Here is a 16,852-nt window from a genome sequence, read left to right as displayed (position 1 = left end):
CCATTGTCGAGGTCTGCAAGGTGATCGTCGCCGTCCTCGGCATCGTGGTGATGATCATCGGTGGGCCGTTGGCCTGGGTGGTGTTGGCCGCCGCCCTGGTCGTGCTCGCGGACACGTTGATCAAGTACGCGAAGGGTGAGGCGGGTCTGCTCGATGTCGCGTTCGCGGCATTGGACTGCATTCCGGGCATGAAGGGTCTGACCACCCTGGGCGGACTGGCACGCGGGCTGAAGGGCCTGGCCTCGACGGGTCTGCGGGGGTTGCGGCAGGGCGCGTTGCGGCTGGGCCGGCGGACCCGGGGCGATGGCGTTCCGATGAACGGGCGGAACGCCTGTGGTGATCCGGTGGATGTGGCCACGGGTGAGCTGTTGATGTCGGCGACGGATGTCGATCTGCCGGGTGTGCTGCCGCTGGTGGTCGAGCGGCATCACATCTCGTCCTACCGTGCTGGGCGTTGGTTCGGCTCGTCGTGGGCGTCCACCCTGGACCAGCGCCTGGTGTTGGACGAGCATGGGGCGCGGTTGTTCACCGCCGATGGGATGACGTTGCTGTATCCGCGTCCGATCCCGGGTGAGCCGGTGTTTCCGGTGGAGGGGCCGCGGTGGTCGCTGTCCTGGGACGGCCAGCCGCTGGCGCCGATGAGCGTGCACCAGCCGGCGTCGGGGCAGACGTTGCACTTCGCGCCGGTGGAGGGCCGCCCCGGCAGTGAGCTGCCCCTCATTGCGATCACCGACCGCAACAACAACCGCATCCAACTCGCCTATGACAACACCGGCGCGCCGACCGACATCCATCACTCGGGCGGCTATCACCTCGGCATCACCACCACAGACGGTCGGGTCACCGCGCTGACCCTGCTCAGCGACCCGGACGAGCCGACTCTGCTGGCCTACGGCTACGACACCGCCGGGCTGCTGGCCGAGATCACCAACTCCTCGGGCCGGCCTCTGAAGTTCTCCTATGACGAGCACGCGCGGATGTCCCGCTGGGAGGACCGCAACGGCTACTGGTACTCCTACGCCTACGACGAGCAGGGCCGCTGCGTCTATACCACCGGCACCGACCGGGCGTTGGAGTACCGCTACGCCTACGACGAGGAGACCCACCGCACGGTCGTCACCGACTCACTTGGCCACGACTCGGTCTTCCAGTTCAACGACAGCTACCAACTCAACGCCCACACCGACCCGTTGGGCCAGGCCTCCACCCGGGAGTGGGACCGCTACGACCGCACCCTCACCGTCACCGACCCCCTCGGCCACACCACCCGCTACGAACACGACGACCACGGCAACGTCACCGTCCTGACCCGCCCGGATGGCAGCCAGGCCAGGGCCGAGTACAACGAGTGGGGCCTCGTCACCCAACTCACCCAACCCGACGGGGCCGTCTGGCGGCAGTCCTACGACGCCAGCGGCAACCGGACCACGCTGCTCGGGCCCACCGGCCACCGGACGACGTTCACCTACCACCCCGGGGGCGGCCTCGCCAGCGTCACCGATCCGCTGGACCGCACGTTGCGGGTGGACTGTGACGGAGCGGGATTGCCGATAGCCCTCACGGACCCGCTCGGCGCCACGACGCGCTTCCGCCGGGACGCGTCGGGACGCGTGATCGAGCAGCGGGACCCGCTCGGCGCCACCCGCGCCCTCGCCTGGACGGTGGAGGGCAAGCCGGTCCGCGACGTCGACGCCAACGGCGTGGCGCGCCACTGGGTCTGGGACGGGGAGGGGAACTGCCTGGAGCATGTGGACGCCCAGGGCGGAGTGACGCGCTACACCTATGGCGCGTTCGACCTCCCCGTCTCCATCGAGGGGCCGGACGGGTCCCGCCAGGTCGTGGAGCGCGACACCGAGTTGCGGATCACCGCCGTGGCGGCCAGCGCCGGGCGGCGCTGGACGTTCACCCATGACGCCGCCGGCCGGGTGGTCGCTGAGACCGACGCCGACGGCCGGACGACCACCTACCTCCGCGACGCCGCCGGGCGTCCCGTGGCCCGTACCAACGCGGCAGGCGAGACGGTCGCCTACCGCTATGACCCGCTTGGTCAGCTGGTGGAGAAGACGCTGCCCGACGGCCGCACCACCACCTTCGACCGCGACCCCATGGGCCGCGCCCTGCACGCGGCCACCGACGGCGTCGAGGTGAGCCGGCGCTACGACCCGCAGGGACAGCTGCTCACGGAGACGGTCAACGGCCGTCCGCTGAGCCTGGGTTATGACGCGGCCGGGCAACAGGTCACCCGCACCACGCCCAGCCGACACACCAGCGCCTGGTCCTACGACCTGGCGGGCAGGACCGTGTCGATGTCCGCGGGCCGGCACACGTTCGCCTTCGAGCGGGACGCCGCCGGGCGGGAGGTCGTGCGCACCCTGGACGACGCGCTGACCTGGCACCAGCACTGGGACCCGGCCGGCCAGCTGCTCACCCAGTCCGTCGCCCGGCCCGGTGCGGGCGACGTCCCGCTGTCGCGCCGCTCCTACACCTATCGCGCCGACGGGCACCCGACCGGGGTGGACGACGGCACGGGCGCCGTGCGTTTCGCACTCGACCCGGTGGGCCGGGTGCTCGGCCTGACGGGCCCCGCCGGAGCGGAGACCTACCGCTACGACGAGCACGGCAATCAGGTCTCGGCGCGATGGAGCACCCCCGACCCGGAGTCCGGAATGGGGGACCGGGCCTATGAGGGAACCACGGTCATACGCGCGGGCGCTCTCTCGTACGGGTACGACGCGGCCGGCCGGACGGTCCTGCGACGGCGGAAGCGGCTCTCCCACAAGGCGGAGGTGTGGCGCTACGCATGGGACGCGGAGGACCGTCTCACCCGGGTCACCACCCCGGACGGCACCGTCTGGCGCTACCACTACGACCCGTTCGGCCGCCGGATCGCCAAGGAGCGGTTGGCCGAGGACGGGCACACCGTCGTCGAACGCACGGACTTCACCTGGCAGAACACGCTGCTGGTCGAGCAGACCAGCACGGGCGTCGGGCATCGGGGGCCGACCACCCTCACCTGGGACCACGGCGAGTCGGGCCCGGTGGCCCAGACGGAGTCCTTTGCCGGCGCCGCCGAGAACGAGGTGGCGCGCCGCTTCTTCGCCATCGTCACCGACCTGGTGGGCACCCCGACGGAACTCCTCGCCGAGGACGGGACGACGGCCTGGCGGGCCGAGGTCTCCCTCTGGGGCGTCCCCCGCACCAACACCGACCATGGCTCCGCCGCCACCACCACCCCGCTCCGCTTCCCCGGGCAGTACGCCGACGCGGAGACCGGCTGGCACTACAACCACTACCGCCACTACGACCCGGTGACCGCCCGCTACGCCACGCCCGACCCGCTGGGGATCGTTCCGCAGCCCAACGCGTACGCCTACCCGCACCATCCGTTGGCGTGGAGCGACCCGTTGGGGCTCGCGCCCCACGGCAACGGGATCGTCTCCACCACGCAGGACGTCGAGCAGAACCTGGCCTCCATCACGGACCGGGCCATCGGCGACGGCTTCAGCGGTGTCTACAACCCGTCAACGCGTGCCCTGGAGGCCCGGGTCAGCAGCGAACCGGGGGCGCTGGTCGACAGGTTCGGCGGGCACGGCCAGATCAACCGCGAGGTCTTCGGCGAGTCCGGGGACGCGGTCGGCTTCGTCGCCATCCGGACGGAGGCCGGACTGGAGATGAGGTGGCGGTCCGCGAGCGTCAACGTGCGAAACTTCGGTAACCGGGAGGCCCCGATGGAGCATCGCCAGGACATCAGGGATGTGCTGGAGTCCATCACGGGGCTCACCACCCACGAGAGGGCCTGAGAGGGGTCGGCGAACGATGCGGGATGACGCGCTGGTCGTTGGCGGGCTGGTGGTGCCGGAGGTGTTGACGCGGTTGATCCGGTCGGGGCGGTGGCAGGCGCCGCCCGCCGAGTCCCCGGTCTATCGGGCGGTGTTCGGGGACGAGGCCGATCTGCCCAGCTTCTACGGCGAGGCCAAGATCCTTCGGGAGAACGCCTCGTGGCAGCGGTTGACGGTCGATGAGGTCTTCGGCGACCCGGCGGCAGGCGGGCCGGGGGTCGATCCGGCCCGCTCGGTGGTGATCGCCGATCTCGGCCCCGACCTGCCCGTCGTCCTCGACCACCGGCTCACGGCCGACGACCCTCGGGTCCTCTACCTCGGCCCCCACGGCTGGACGGTCATCGCGCCGAACGCCGCCGCCCTGATCGCCCAACTCCCCATCGCCCCCCCGCCTCCCCCCTGAACGGCAGCCCTCCGACAGCCCGATGCCCGGGCCCCCGGCCGCGCACGGCGGGGGCCCGGGCATCGGCGGCACGGATGGCGCCGGCCGGTGTCAGCGGATCGGGGTGAAGTCCCGCGCGCCGATGAACTCCGGGCGCGGCACGGGCGCCGCGAACGGCTCGACCGCCGCGTTCTCCACGCTGTTGAACACGATGAACACGTTGCTGCGCGGATAGGGCGTGATGTTGTCGCCCGAGCCGTGCATACAGTTGCAGTCGAACCAGGTGGCCGAGCCGGCCCTGCCGGTGAAGAGCCGGATGCCGTGCCGGTCGGCGAACCCGGTCAGCGCCTCGTCCGAGGGCGTGCCCGCGTCCTGCATCTGGAGCGACTTCTTGTAGTTGTCCTTCGGCGTCTCGCCCGCGCACCCGAGGAACGTCAGATGCGAGCCGGGCATGATCATCAACCCACCGTTGGTGTCGAAGTTCTCGGTGAGCGCGATCGAGACGGAGACGGTCCGCATCCGGGGCAGCCCGTCCTCCGCGTGCCAGGTCTCGAAGTCCGAGTGCCAGTAGAAGCCACTGGCCCCGAACCCCGGCTTGACGTTGATCCGGCTCTGGTGGACATAGACGTCCGAGCCGAGGATCTGCCGGGCGCGGTCCAGCACCCTCGGGTCGCGGACCAGCCCGGCGAAGACCTCGCTGATCCGGTGCACCTCGAACACCGACCTGATCTCACCGGACTTGGGCTCCACGATGGAGCGTTCGTCCGCGCGCACCCCGGGGTCGGTCACCAGCCGGTCCAGCTCGGCCCGGTAGGTGGCGACCTCCTCCGGGGTGATCAACTGGTCGATGGCGGCGAAGCCGTCCCGCTCGAACGAGGCCAACTCCTCGCCGCTGAACGGTCCGGGCGCGCCGGGCTCGGACCACACGACGGGGTCCTGCCGGGGCGTCGCGACCTCGGCGGCCCCACGGGTCGGATACAGGTCGGCGGTGCGTTCGGGTGCGGTGGTCATGGTGCTCCCTTCGTAACTGTCACGCCTCGGTCAGCAGCGGGTAGACCCCGTTCTCGTCGTGGTCCTCCCGCCCGGTGACCGGCGGGTTGAAGACGCACAGCACACGGAAGTCCGTCTTGGGGCGGACGGTGTGCCGCTCGTGACCGTCCAGCAGATACATCGTGCCGGGCTTGATCAGGTGCTTCTCGCCGGTCTCCTCGTTGGTCAACTCCGCCTCCCCCTCGACGCAGAAGACCGCCTCGATGTGGTTGGCGTACCACATCTTCGTCTCGGTGCCGGCGTAGAGCACCGTCTCGTGGAAGGAGAAGCCGACGCCCTCCTTGGCCAGCACCAGCCGCTTGCTGCGCCAGGTGCCGGACGCGGACTCCACGTCCCGGTCGGTTCCCTCGATGTCGCTGAGCGATCGGACGATCACGTCTGTGCGCTTCCTCTCGTTTCCTGTCCTTCTGTGGTTCCCCCGTCGGGCCGCCGGCCTCACCGGCCGCTCGCCGACCGGCCGCCGCCCGCTCCGGTCGTCGGTCAGCCGGTCAGCCGTCAGCAGGTCGATCAGTCGACCAGTCGGTCAGCAGGTCGGTCAGTCGGTCTCGCGGACCGCCCTGGTCAGCACCCGCAGGCCCTCGTCCAGCTCCTCCGGCGTCGCCGTCAGCGCGGGCAGCAGCTTGACGACCTCGCTCTGCGGGCCCGAGGTCTCCACCAACATGCCCAGCTCGAAGGCGCGTTGGCAGACCCGGCGGGCCCGGTCGGCCTCGTCGAAGGTGAGGCCCCAGACCAGGCCACGGCCCCGGTAGCTGGCGCCGGCGTGGGCGTGCTCGACGGCCAGCGCGCGCAGCGCCGACTCGATCTGCTCGCCCCGGCTGAGGGTCTGCTTCTCCATCTGGCCGTCCGCCCAGTAGGTGTTGAGCGTGGCGGAGGCGGTGACGAACGCCGGGTTGTTGCCCCGGAAGGTCCCGTTGTGCTCGCCCGGCTCCCACACGTCCAGCTCCGGCCGGAACAGCGTCAGGGACATCGGCATCCCGTAGCCGCTGATGGACTTGGAGAGCGTGATGATGTCGGGCACGATCCCGGACTCCTCGAAGGAGAAGAACGCGCCGGTCCGCCCGCAGCCCATCTGGATGTCGTCGACGATCAGCAGCATGTCGTGCCGCTTGCACAGCTCCGCCAGCCCGCGCAGCCACTCCGGCCTGGCGACGTTGACGCCGCCCTCGCCCTGCACGGTCTCCACGATCACGGCGGCCGGCTGGTTCAGCCCGGAGCCGGCGTCCTGGAGCAGCCGCTCGAACCAGATGAAGTCCGGGGTCTGCCCGTCCAGGTAGTCGTCGAACGGCATCGGGGTGCCGTGCACCAGCGGAATGCCGGCGCCGGCGCGCTTGAACGCGTTGCCGGTGACGGCGAGCGCGCCCAGCGACATCCCGTGGAAGCCGTTGGTGAACGAGACGATCGACTCGCGGCCCTTCACCTTGCGGGCCAGCTTCAGCGCGGCCTCCACGGCGTTGGCGCCGGTCGGGCCGGGGAACATCACCTTGTGGTCCATGTCCCTGGGCGACAGCACCACGTCGCGGAACGTTTCCAGGAACGCGCGCTTGGCCGTGGTGGACATGTCCAGGCCGTGGGTGATGCCGTCCCGCTCCAGGTAGTCGAGCAGGGCGCGTTTGAGCACGGGGTTGTTGTGGCCGTAGTTGAGCGACCCGGCGCCCATGAAGAAGTCCAGGTAGGTGTGGCCGTCCTCGTCGTAGAGATAGCTGCCGCGCGAACGGTCGAAGACCGTCGGCCAGTTGCGGCAGTAGCTGCGCACCTCGGACTCCAGGGTCTCGAAGATGCTCAGGTCGGGCTGGGTGATGGTCACAGCGGATCTCCAGGTGTGGCGAAGAGTGGTCGTCGGGTCAGCGCGCGGCGGCGACGTCGGGGACGCGGATCGGGCCGATCCGGTACAGCACTTCGGGCTGGTGGCCGCTCTCGGGGAACGCCTGGCTGTCGAAGAGCACTTCGTGGCGCACCGTGGCGCGGTGCCTCTCGGCGAAGGCGGCGAACAGTCGGTTGGAGGCGGTGTTGTCCGGTGTGACGGTGGTTTCGATGGTGGTCACCCCCAGCTCCCGGCCCGTCCGGCGGGCCAGGGCGTCGAGCATCGCGGCGGCGAGTCCGCGTCCCCGTTGCGCGTGGTCCACGGCGACCTGCCAGATGAGCAGCGTCGCCGGCGCGTTGGGGCGGAGATATCCGGTGATGAAGCCGACCGGCTCCCCCGACGCGTCCCTCGCCACGATAGAGGTGCTGGGGTAGTCGCGGCACCACAGCAGGTAACTGTACGAAGAGTTCAGGTCAAGAACGCGGGAGTCTCTGGCGATCCGCCAGAGGGACGCCCCGTCCGCCAGTCGTGGTGTGTCGAGCGTGAGCCCTGCTGGTGCTTCCACTGTCCCAGGTATTTCCAAGTAATCGACGGCACGTGCATGGTCTGCTTGTGCGGGGGTCATGCGAATTGAATTTACCCAGCATGAGTTGAGATTGCATCGCCGGCCGGGGTTAACAGGCGTGGGGGAGATGTGTTATCGCGCGCGCGTGGGTCCGGGTGCGTAAGGCCGGTGAAAGATGGTGGTTTGTCCGTTAGTTACCGGACAAAACGGGTGCGCTCGTGAGCTTGGTCACATGTTCGTAACGACGGTGTGACCCTGCTGACCCGCTGGTGTGACGGTGGAACGACCGTCGGGCGAGTCGGTTTAGGGATCAGAAAACCGGGAAGAAGCGCCTCGACCCCTCACCCCGATAAACCGTGGGAATGGTCTGCCGAATTCGCGCCGACCAGCGTGCACGCAATGTGACGGAAGAGTTCTCGTCGAGTTCGGAATGGATTATCGGCGGGCCCGTGATCAAATGCCAGCCGGGCTGGGCCGATCAGTGGAAACCGCCACTGACCGTCACCGGACCCGACGGCCCCTCGCCCGTGATCCGAACGCGGTCGAGCCCGGCGCTCCTCGGCCCCGCGTCGTGGTCGTACTGCCCGGCGAAGACGTGCGAGCCCGGCGGCACCTCGGCGCCCGGCCGCAGCTCCCAGCGGAAGACCAGGTCACCGCCCTCCCGGACGGTCGAGTAGACGAAGTCGCTGGCCGGCAGCGTCCGCCAGCCGCCGGTCGGCCGCATCCCCTCCTCGGCCACCACCCGCAGCTCCACCGTCAGCGCGGTCAGCGGGTGGCTGGTTTCCAGCGTGACATTGCTCTGCGACCAGTAGGGGTTGCTGCCCGGATCGACCTCCCCCGACGCCGAGAGCGCCACCTCGGCGGACGCCGGGGCCGAGGCGGCCGGCGGCGCACCTCGCTCGCCCCCGTCCAGCCACGCGCCGACCAGCGCCGTCACCCCCAGCGAGAAGCAGCCAAGCGCCACCACCGCGCCCACCACCAGCAGCCGCCGCACCCCCGCTGGCCTGCCGGCCGGCCGGGCCGGCGCGGACCCGGCGATGCCGCGCCGCACCCGCTCCCGCATCCGCTCCCGGTCCGGCCGGTGCTCGGCGGCAGCCGCGCGCAGCAGCTCCCGAGCGTCTCGGCGGTCGGCCATGGGGGTCCTCACTCCCGGTCTCCCGGGTCCGTTCTGCCTCGCTGGAACACCGGCGCGAGGCCGTGGGACCTGCTGCCGCGCCGCCCGCTCACCAGCCGCGTCGCTGGAGAGGGCCGGCGGACAGCGCCCGCAGCATCTCCGGGGCCCCGCCCTCGCGCTCCGCGCGGACCTCGGGCTCGCTGAGCAGCCGCTGCAACTCGGCCAGTCCGCGCGAGGTCTGGCTCTTCACCGTACCCACCGAGATGTTGAGGGTGCGCGCGGTGTCCCGCTCCGAGAGGTCGAAGGCGTGCCGCAGCACCACACACGCCCGCTTCCGGTACGGCAACCTGGCCAACGCGGCCCGCACGTCCAACACCGCCGGCACGTCCGGCCCTTCGGCGTGCTCCGTGTGCCGCGCCCAGAACAGCGCGATCCGCCGCCGCTCCCGCATCCGGGCGCGGATCTGGGAACGCGCCATGTTGGCGACCACGCCCCGGGCGTAGGCCAACGGCCGCTCGGCGTCGACCAGTCGGTCCCAGCGGTGCCAGATCGCCACCAGCGCGTCGGCGGCCAGGTCGTCGGCGCCCTCTCTGCCGCCGTCGCCGCCCAGCAACAGATAGGCCAGCCGGGAGAGTTCGGCGTGATGGCGTTCGAAGAAGGCGTGGAAGTCTTGACTCGGGCTGGCCACGCCGGCCTCCTCGGGGTTGCGGCTCCTCGGCACCCGTCGACGCCCCTTGTTCGACGGGTCGTTCAGTGTTCGTACTTTCGCCCAGCCCCGGGAGTTGGGAGCGTAGCAGGCGATCGGTAGGCTGCGGAGGCTCGCGGACCGGCCCAACTGAGACGAAATTCCCGGCCGGCCTCCCCGCCGGTCTTCTCGGCGCCGGCACGCGATCCGGGGGCGCCCGGCGCGCCGGCGCGGCGCCCCACCGTTCCGTTCGTCTTCCGTCCAGGGAGGTCCCGTTGACCCAGGGCCAGGTGCTGCGGGTGGCGGGCCGGGTGCTGACCGGCCCGGCCGCCGCCGGGAACGAGGGCGAGACGCTCGACGCGATCTGGGTGATCGACGGCCGGATCAGCCTCACCCCGCCCGCCTCCACCCGCGAGGTCACCACCGTGCGCGGCTACGCTCTCCCCGGGCTGGTCGACGCCCACTGCCACGTCGGACTCGGGCCCGAGGGCGCCGTCGACGACGCCACCTCCGAGGAACAGGCCCTCGCCGAACGGGAGTCGGGCGCCCTGCTGCTCCGCGACGCCGGCTCAGCCGCCGACACCCGCTGGATCGACCGACGCGACGACCTGCCCCGCATCATCAGGGCCGGCCGCCACATCGCCAGGCCGCGCCGCTACATCCGCAACTACGCGCACGAGGTCGAGCCCGCCCAACTCGTCGACCGGGTGCGGCGGGAGGCCCGCGCCGGGGACGGCTGGGTCAAGCTGGTCGGGGACTGGATCGACCGGGAGAGTGGCGACCTCGCGCCGCTCTGGCCGGCCGACGTGGCGCGCGAGGCCATCGCCGCCGCCCACGAGGAGGGCGCCAGGGTCACCGCCCACTGCTTCGCCGAGGACTCGCTGCGCGACCTCGTCGAGGCCGGCATCGACTGCGTCGAGCACGCCACCGGGCTCACCGAGGAGACCGTTCCGCTCTTCGCCGAGCGCGGCGTGGCCATCGTGCCGACGCTGGTCAACATCGCGACCTTCCCCCGGCTCGCCGCGTCCGGCGAGCAGCGCTACCCCCGATGGGCGGCGCACATGCGACGGTTGCACGCCCGGCGCCACGCGACGGTGCGCGCCGCGTGGGAGGCCGGCATCCCCGTCTACGCCGGCACCGACGCCGGCGGCTCGCTGCCCCACGGGCTGATCGCCGCCGAGGTCGCCGAACTGGCGGCCGCCGGGCTGCCGCCGCTGGCGGCGCTCTCCGCCGCGACGTGGGGCGCCCGAGCGTGGCTCGGGCGCCCGGGACTGAGCGAGGGCGCGCCCGCCGACCTGGTCGTCTACGCGGAGGACCCGCGCCGCGACCTCACCGAACTCGCCCGCCCGGCACGGGTGGTGCTGCGCGGCCGTGTCGTGAGCTGAGCGGCTTGCCGCAGGCGGCTTGCCGCCGTGGCAAGCGGGGCGCCGGCGCGTGCGGCTAGGGCGCGCGCCTGGCGGCGCGGGTGTTTCGCTGCGCGGCGGGGCTTTGCCGCCGGGCGGTGGGTGGGGTGTTTGGTGCGCTGGTGCGTGCGGTTGCGGCGTGCGCCTGACGGTGGGGCTTTGCCGCCGGGCGGAGGTGGCGTGTTTGGTGCGCTGGTGCGCTGGTGCGTGCCGGTCCGGTGGCCGCGCCCGTGTGTCGGTCGGGGCGCGTCCGCCTGGCGACGTGGGTGTGCGGCTGTGGCGTGCGCCTGGCGGCGCGGCTTTGCTCCTGGGCGGTGGGCAGCGCGCTGGTGCGCTGGATCGCGGTCGGGGCACGTCCGCTTGGCGGGGTTGGCCTGCCGCCGGGCGGTGGGTGGGGTGTTTGGTGCGCTGGCGCGTGTGGCTGTGGCGTGCGCCGGCGCGGTGGCCGCGTCCGTGCGTCGGTTGGGGTACGTCCGCCTGGCGACGCGGGTGTGCCGCCGCGAGGCGGGGCATTGGGCATTGGGCGGCGCCCTGGCATGGACGGCGCTGAGTTCGATCAGCGAGGGCGCGCCAAGACCCGGTAGGTGGGCGCGGGAGTCGGCGGTGGCCGCCGGGCACCCCGTCGAGGGTGACGGCGAGCAGCGTGTCCGGGGCCGTCGATGTTGGGGATCAGGGTGTTGCTGTTGCGTGCCCGGGTCGGGGTCGGGGTCGGGGTCGAAGCGGCCAACTGCCCCCTGGGCCCGGGGCGTTCCGCCGTGCCGCCGGGCTGCACACGGTGCAGTCGCGCTGCTGCCGGCGTGCGGGCACCGGTGGCTCGTTGGGCAGCAGCCGTCGACCGGACGCGGTCGTCGACGTCCGGCGCCTGCGCCGGCGGTCGAGGCCCGGTTATCCGCGGGCGTTGGGGACCGGAGGTCCCCACCCTCCGACCGCAGCCGGCGGCCAGCCGCATTGTGCGGCCGGCCCTGCCCGGGACCGTGGACAACGCGTCGCCGAGGGGCAGTTCGGGGCCTCGCCGCGCCACGCTCCGCGCAGCGGGGCGTTCGGCGGTCCGGGGAGCCCAGCGGCCAGCGCCCGGCGGGAACGCACGTTCGGGGGCGGTTACCACGAACGGGTGAAGTGGCCGTGATCGTCACCGAGCGCGGGCACCAGGGCCAAAGGATGGCGACGTCCCGGTCGCCGCCGCGCCGATGTCCCTTCACGCGGCGGCGGCGTTCACCACCTCGTGGGGGTTATTCACCCGTGTACAACTCTGCCTTCGGGCGGCCCATCTCCCTTGCCCTGGTTGCCGGTTGCGGTGCGCTGCTGGCCGCCGCCGCGCCCGCCGTCGCCGACGACGGGCAGCGGGGGGAGAACTCCGGCACGGCGGACGCCGCCGTGCTGCGCACCGCGCTCGACGTCTCGCTGCTGGACGGAACGGCCACCCTGCCGCTCGCCCTGACGCTCAACGAGGTCAGCGCGCCGGCGGACGGCTCGCCCGCCGACGAGACGCTGCTCACCGCCACCCTCGACGGGGTGGCCGGCGGCCGCCCCTTCGACGTGCTGCGGGCCGAGGTCGCCAGCGCCGAGGCGACCGTTGACGAGTCGGCGGCCACCGCCGACTCCGAACTGGCCAACGCCCGCGTCCATCTACCGGGGCTTGGCGCGCTCTCGCTGATCGAACTCAGCGCCGTCCACGCCAGGGCGCACTGCGCCGTCGGCGAGGAGCCGGTCGCCGAGACCACCGTCCCGGCGACCGCCACCGTGCTCGGCCAGGACGTCACCCTCGACTCCTCCGGCCGGACCGAGGTGGCGGTGCCCGGCGTCGGGCAGGTCACGCTCACCCTGGGCGAACGCGAGACGGCCGACGCTTCGGCGGCGGCCACCGCGCTCGAACTGGCCGTGGAGATCAACCCGTTGGACCTCAACGTGGCCACCGTCACCGGTCGGATCACCCTGGCCGAGGCCGCCTGCGCCACGCCCGCCGGCGCGCCGGCGCCCCCGTCGGAGGAAGGAGAGGAGGACGAGCCGGCCGGCCCCGAGCCGCAGAGCTGGAGCGAGGGCGAGGGCCAGGACGCCGACCTGGCCGAGACCGGCGGCGGCTCCAGCACCCCGTATGTGGTGGGCGGCGCGCTGGCGTTGCTCGGTGCGGGCGCGGCCACCGTGGTCGTCGCGCGCCGGCGCGCGACCGGCGCGCGTAACGCCTGACCGTTGCCCGACCGACGAGGGTGGGGCCCGGTCCCGGCGCAGTGCCGGGACCGGGCCCCACCCGGGTTCGGGGTGCCGTCAGGCCGTCAGGCGGCGATGATCCAGATGCCGTAGCAGACGGCCGCCGCGCACAGCCCGAAGGAGAGATAGCCGGCCGACTTCGCCGCGCCGCCGCCGCCCGCCCCGTTCTTCGCCCCGCCGATCGTGCGGATGCCGAGCGAGAAGAACCCGACCATGGCCAGCGTCAGCAGCACGGACACCAGGATGACCTGGCCCAGCACGTCCCATTCGATGTTCATCGGTGCAGACCTCGGACTCGTGAGCGGATCGGATCAGGGGGCGGTCGGCGCGGAACGCTCCGCCGGCGGGGTTGGCTCCGGGGCGGCCGTCGGCGGTGCGAGCGCCGAGACGGGCACCGGCTGTTCGCCGTCGACCGCCGTCGACCCGCCCCCGGAGCCGTTCACCGAACCGTTCACCTTGGCGGTGGTCACCACCTCGTCGGCGGCGACGGGCTCGACGGGCTCGACGGTCCCGGCGGCGACAGCGGCGGCAACAGGTGCGGGCGCGGCAACGGGCTCGACGGCATCGGCGGTGGGCTCGACGTCGTTGACGTTCTCGTGCGAGACCGGCCTGCGGCGCGAGCGGGCCCAGATGAGGCCGCTGACCACCACGAGCAGCAGCGCGACCGTGGCCACGCCCCAGTCGCCGCGCTCCGCGAGCAGCGCGCCCAGCGCGCCGACCAGGCCGGCGGCCGGCAGCGTCAGCAGCCACGCGACGACCATCCGGGAGACCGTGTTCCAACGAACCACGCCCCCGCGCCGCCCCAGCCCCGAGCCCGTCACCGCACCCGAGCAGACCTGGGTGGTGGAGAGCGCGAAGCCCATGTGCGAGGAGGCCAGGATGGTGGTCGCCGCGCTGGTCTGGGCGGCGAAGCCCTGCGGCGGCTGGATGTCGGTCAGGCCCTTGCCCAGGGTGCGGATGATCCGCCAGCCGCCGAGATAGGTGCCCAGCGCGATGGCGACGCCGGCCGAGGTGATCACCCACAGCGGGGGGTCGGAGTTGGGCGCCAGCGAACCGCCGGCGATCAGCGCCAGCGTCATCACGCCCATGGTCTTCTGCGCGTCGTTGGTGCCGTGGGCCAGCGAGACCAGCGCGGCCGAGGCGATCTGCCCGGCCCGGTACCCCTTGGCGCTGGTGGCCTCGTCGGCGTCCCTGGTGATCCGGTAGGTCAGCCTGGTCGCCATCATCGCGGCGAACCCGGCGACCAGCGGGGCCGCGATCGCGGGTATGACCACCTTGGTGACCACCGCGTCGCCGTTGATCCCGCCGAAGCCGACGGAGGCGGCGGTGGCGCCGATCAGGCCGCCGAAGAGGGCGTGCGAGGAACTGGAGGGGAGGCCGGCGAGCCAGGTGAGCAGGTTCCAGACGATCGCTCCCACCAGTCCGGCGAAGATCACTTCGGGCTGGATGCCCGCCTCCTCGTCGATGATGCCGCCCGAGATGGTTCTGGCGACCTCGACGGAGAGGAACGCTCCTACCAGGTTGAGGATGGCCGACATCGCCACCGCGGCTCTGGGCTTCATCGCCCCGGTGGAGATGGTGGTGGCCATCGCGTTGGCCGTGTCGTGGAAGCCGTTGGTGAAGTCGAACGCCAAAGCCGTGATGATCACGATCGCGATCAACAGCGTGAAGTGTTCCATGTACCGGACAATCGTTCGGCGGGGTGGGGACGACAAGCGCCGTTAACGTAGGGTGAATAGGTGAACGGAAGATGAATGAACGGCGGCGTAATGCTGTTGCTTCGCTCCTTTTTTCGGCAGGTCCTTCGGGCGGGCGACGCCCGGTGCCTCCCGAATGGCGGTCCGCCTGGCGGGAGTTGGTGGCCGCCGCCCGCCGGACCGTGACCGACGGTCTTGTCGTCGGCACCTCGGGTAACCTCTCGGTCCGCCTCGGGGACACGGTTCTCGTCACCCCGAGCGGCGTTCCCTACGACCGGCTCGGCCCGCGTGACCTGCTCGCCGTCGACCTCGAAGGGCGGGTGGTCGCCGGGCGGCTCAAGCCGACCAGCGAACTCCCGCTGCACCTCGCGGTCTACCGGGAGACCGAGGCCAGCGCCGTGGTCCACACCCACGCGGCCCGTGCCACCGCCGTCTCCACGCTGGTCGACGAACTCCCGCCGATCCACTACATGGCTGCCGCGATGGGCGGGCCGATCCGCGTCGCGGCCTACGCCACCTACGGCTCGGACGAACTGGCCGACGCCGCCCTGACCGCCCTCGCCGACCGCAGCGCGTGCCTGCTGTGCAACCACGGCACGCTGGTCTACGGGCGTGACCTGCGGCAGGCGATGGACCACACGGCGCAGCTGGAGTGGATGTGCGAGGTGTGGCTCGCCGCCAGCTCCGTGCCGGGCCTGCGCCCGACCCTGCTCACCGAGGCCCAACTCGCGGAGGTCGCCGACCGCTTGCGCACCTACGGCAACCAACGGTGACCCTGCGGGGCGCCGGGAGGCCGGCCCTGGGGGCCGGCCCTGGGGCGGTCCCGCCAGCGGGGGGCGCTCCGCGCCGGGGCGCGCGCTCCGCGCGGGGGTACGGGCGCCGGCGGGTGTGCGCTCCGCGCGGCGGCGGCGCGTGCCGGGGTTGCCGGCGCGGTTCGGCGCGCGGGCCTTGGCTGACGCCGGGCCCGCTGCGGGCGGTTGTCGTGCTCGGTGGGGAGGAGCGACGTTCCGGCCAGAGTCGGCGCCTGGCGCGCGGGAGTTGGGCCTCCCCGGCGGTTGGGCGGTGTCGCGCTTGGCGCAGCGGGGTCCTGTACCCGGCACGGGTCGGCGCCCGGCGTGCCCATGAAGGGCTTCGCTGCGGTTGGGGGCGTCGTCCGACCGCACTGGCGTCGATCGAGGGTGGGCGCTCTGGCGCAGTGGGGGAGCGATTCCGGGCGTGGGCGCCGGCGCGTGCCTGTGCGGGCCCGCTGGGGGAACTGACCTCCGGGCGTGGGCTGTTGGCTGAGGCACCGGCACGTTTCCGGGGAGCGGGGCTTCCCCGGGGGAGGGCCCGGGCGTTCGCCGGCGGCGAGAGCGGCACGCTTCCGTGCAGCGGGAACGTGTCTCGTTGTCGGTCGTCGGGCTCCGGGTCCTCCCCCTCCGGCGGGCGTGGCCGCCGAAAAAGGCTGTCGGGCTTGCCCGTTGAGACGCGCCCCCGCGCGCCGCCGTGAAACCCGGGCGTGCTGCTCTCACGCCCGCGTCCGCGCCGTAGGGGGCCTTGCCGTTGCGCCCGCCCGCGCGCGGCGGAACGCGTTCCCGCACCGCGCAACGCGCCCGCCGCCCGGGGCCGCCGCCGTCGCCGCGCGACCCGAGGTCCGCGCCCCGGACCGCCCCCTCCCACCGAGGAACACCGCCCCGCCGGGCCGCGCCCTCCCATCGAAGGTGTTCCGCCCAGGCCAAGGCACGGCACCGCCCCACGGCGAGGTCCGCAGCTCCCCGGGGCTGCGTTCTCTCGCCGAGGCATCCCGCCCCACCGGGCTGCCCTCCGGACCGCACCTTCCCGCCAAGAAACACCGCCCCGCCGAGAAACGGGACTGGCCTGCCGGCCCGCGCCCTCTCACCGAAGGTGTTCCGCCCACGCCGAGGCACGGCCATCACCCCCACGTCGAGGTCCGCAGCTTCCCGGAGCTGCGTTCTCTCGCCGAGGCACCCTCGCCGGCCCGCGCCCCTCCCGCCGAAGGTGTTCCGCTCCCGCAGAGGCTCATCGCCCCGCCGAGGAACGCCACCGGCCTGCCCGGCCTGAGGGCCGCACCCTCCCGCCGCGACGCGCGCAGCGCGTCCGCGCCTCCGGTC

13 protein-coding genes are annotated in these 16,852 nt (G+C 72.6%); 5 read left to right on the top strand and 8 right to left on the bottom strand.

What is annotated here, in order from left to right; all coding sequences use genetic code 11:
• Together FH609_RS30055 and FH609_RS30050 are read left to right on the top strand one after the other, a co-directional pair.
• A partial coding sequence (locus FH609_RS30055; protein WP_139675758.1) for a DUF6531 domain-containing protein occupies positions 1-3,800 on the top strand: 3,800 nt, incomplete at its 5' end.
• Between the two features lie 16 nt (positions 3,801-3,816).
• Positions 3,817-4,242 carry a hypothetical protein gene (locus FH609_RS30050; RefSeq protein WP_139675756.1) on the top strand — a complete coding sequence of 142 codons (426 nt, stop codon included), beginning with the start codon at positions 3,817-3,819 and terminating at the stop codon, positions 4,240-4,242.
• 90 nt (positions 4,243-4,332) lie between these two features.
• Here the strand turns inward: FH609_RS30050 and thpD are convergent, their stop codons facing one another.
• The 6 genes from thpD to FH609_RS30020 form a co-directional block, all read right to left on the bottom strand.
• Positions 4,333-5,232, bottom strand: coding sequence for an ectoine hydroxylase (thpD, locus tag FH609_RS30045; RefSeq protein ID WP_139675755.1), 900 nt, complete (start codon positions 5,230-5,232; stop codon positions 4,333-4,335).
• Positions 5,233-5,251: 19 nt separating this feature from the next.
• Complete coding sequence (locus tag FH609_RS30040; RefSeq protein WP_122185399.1) at positions 5,252-5,647, bottom strand: ectoine synthase; 396 nt, start codon at positions 5,645-5,647, stop codon at positions 5,252-5,254.
• Positions 5,648-5,806: 159 nt separating this feature from the next.
• On the bottom strand, positions 5,807-7,075 hold the full coding sequence (gene ectB / locus FH609_RS30035; protein WP_139675753.1) for a diaminobutyrate--2-oxoglutarate transaminase: 1,269 nt from the start codon (positions 7,073-7,075) through the stop codon (positions 5,807-5,809).
• A gap of 37 nt (positions 7,076-7,112) precedes the next feature.
• Positions 7,113-7,697 (bottom strand): diaminobutyrate acetyltransferase, encoded by a 585-nt coding sequence (gene ectA, locus FH609_RS30030; RefSeq protein ID WP_139675751.1) that lies wholly within the window; start codon positions 7,695-7,697, stop codon positions 7,113-7,115.
• 418 nt (positions 7,698-8,115) lie between these two features.
• Complete coding sequence (locus tag FH609_RS30025; RefSeq protein ID WP_139675749.1) at positions 8,116-8,772, bottom strand: hypothetical protein; 657 nt, start codon at positions 8,770-8,772, stop codon at positions 8,116-8,118.
• Positions 8,773-8,860: 88 nt separating this feature from the next.
• Positions 8,861-9,439 (bottom strand): SigE family RNA polymerase sigma factor, encoded by a 579-nt coding sequence (locus tag FH609_RS30020; protein WP_139675747.1) that lies wholly within the window; start codon positions 9,437-9,439, stop codon positions 8,861-8,863.
• Positions 9,440-9,711: 272 nt separating this feature from the next.
• On the opposite strand from FH609_RS30020, the gene FH609_RS30015 reads away from it, so the two are divergent.
• Entirely contained in the window at positions 9,712-10,821 is a 1,110-nt protein-coding gene (locus FH609_RS30015; RefSeq protein ID WP_139675745.1) for an amidohydrolase family protein, read from the top strand.
• A gap of 1,257 nt (positions 10,822-12,078) precedes the next feature.
• Positions 12,079-13,023 carry an SCO1860 family LAETG-anchored protein gene (locus tag FH609_RS30010; RefSeq protein ID WP_139675741.1) on the top strand — a complete coding sequence of 315 codons (945 nt, stop codon included), beginning with the start codon at positions 12,079-12,081 and terminating at the stop codon, positions 13,021-13,023.
• 86 nt (positions 13,024-13,109) lie between these two features.
• Here FH609_RS30010 and FH609_RS30005 read toward each other — a convergent pair whose 3' ends face one another.
• Together FH609_RS30005 and FH609_RS30000 are read right to left on the bottom strand one after the other, a co-directional pair.
• Entirely contained in the window at positions 13,110-13,322 is a 213-nt protein-coding gene (locus tag FH609_RS30005) for a hypothetical protein (RefSeq protein ID WP_139675740.1), read from the bottom strand.
• A 33-nt stretch (positions 13,323-13,355) separates the two neighbouring features.
• A complete protein-coding gene (locus FH609_RS30000; protein ID WP_139675738.1) occupies positions 13,356-14,723 on the bottom strand; it encodes an inorganic phosphate transporter in 1,368 nt (455 codons plus the stop codon).
• Positions 14,724-14,794: 71 nt separating this feature from the next.
• Here FH609_RS30000 and FH609_RS29995 point away from each other — a divergent pair, with 71 nt between their 5' ends.
• The gene (locus FH609_RS29995; protein ID WP_139675736.1) at positions 14,795-15,514 is read left to right on the top strand and encodes a class II aldolase/adducin family protein; all 720 of its coding nucleotides are present in this window, start codon (positions 14,795-14,797) and stop codon (positions 15,512-15,514) included.
• The last annotated feature ends 1,338 nt before the right edge of the window (positions 15,515-16,852 follow it).

Origin of the sequence: Streptomyces sp. 3MP-14 (genome assembly GCF_006334905.2) — a bacterium.
In the GTDB taxonomy this organism is placed as follows: Bacteria; Actinomycetota; Actinomycetes; order Streptomycetales; family Streptomycetaceae; genus Streptomyces; species Streptomyces triticirhizae.
This window is presented reverse-complemented; position numbering and strand designations above follow the sequence as displayed.

What these genes read in the sequence shown, in the direction of transcription:
- FH609_RS30025 (WP_139675749.1), bottom strand. Translation starts at nt 8,772, where the DNA reads ATGGCCGACCGCCGAGACGCTCGGGAGCTGCTGCGCGCGGCTGCCGCC.
- FH609_RS30005 (WP_139675740.1), bottom strand. Translation starts at nt 13,322, where the DNA reads ATGAACATCGAATGGGACGTGCTGGGCCAGGTCATCCTGGTGTCCGTG.
- FH609_RS30000 (WP_139675738.1), bottom strand. Translation starts at nt 14,723, where the DNA reads ATGGAACACTTCACGCTGTTGATCGCGATCGTGATCATCACGGCTTTG.
- FH609_RS29995 (WP_139675736.1), top strand. Translation starts at nt 14,795, where the DNA reads ATGAATGAACGGCGGCGTAATGCTGTTGCTTCGCTCCTTTTTTCGGCA.
- ectA (WP_139675751.1), bottom strand. Translation starts at nt 7,697, where the DNA reads ATGACCCCCGCACAAGCAGACCATGCACGTGCCGTCGATTACTTGGAA.
- thpD (WP_139675755.1), bottom strand. Translation starts at nt 5,232, where the DNA reads ATGACCACCGCACCCGAACGCACCGCCGACCTGTATCCGACCCGTGGG.
- FH609_RS30050 (WP_139675756.1), top strand. Translation starts at nt 3,817, where the DNA reads ATGCGGGATGACGCGCTGGTCGTTGGCGGGCTGGTGGTGCCGGAGGTG.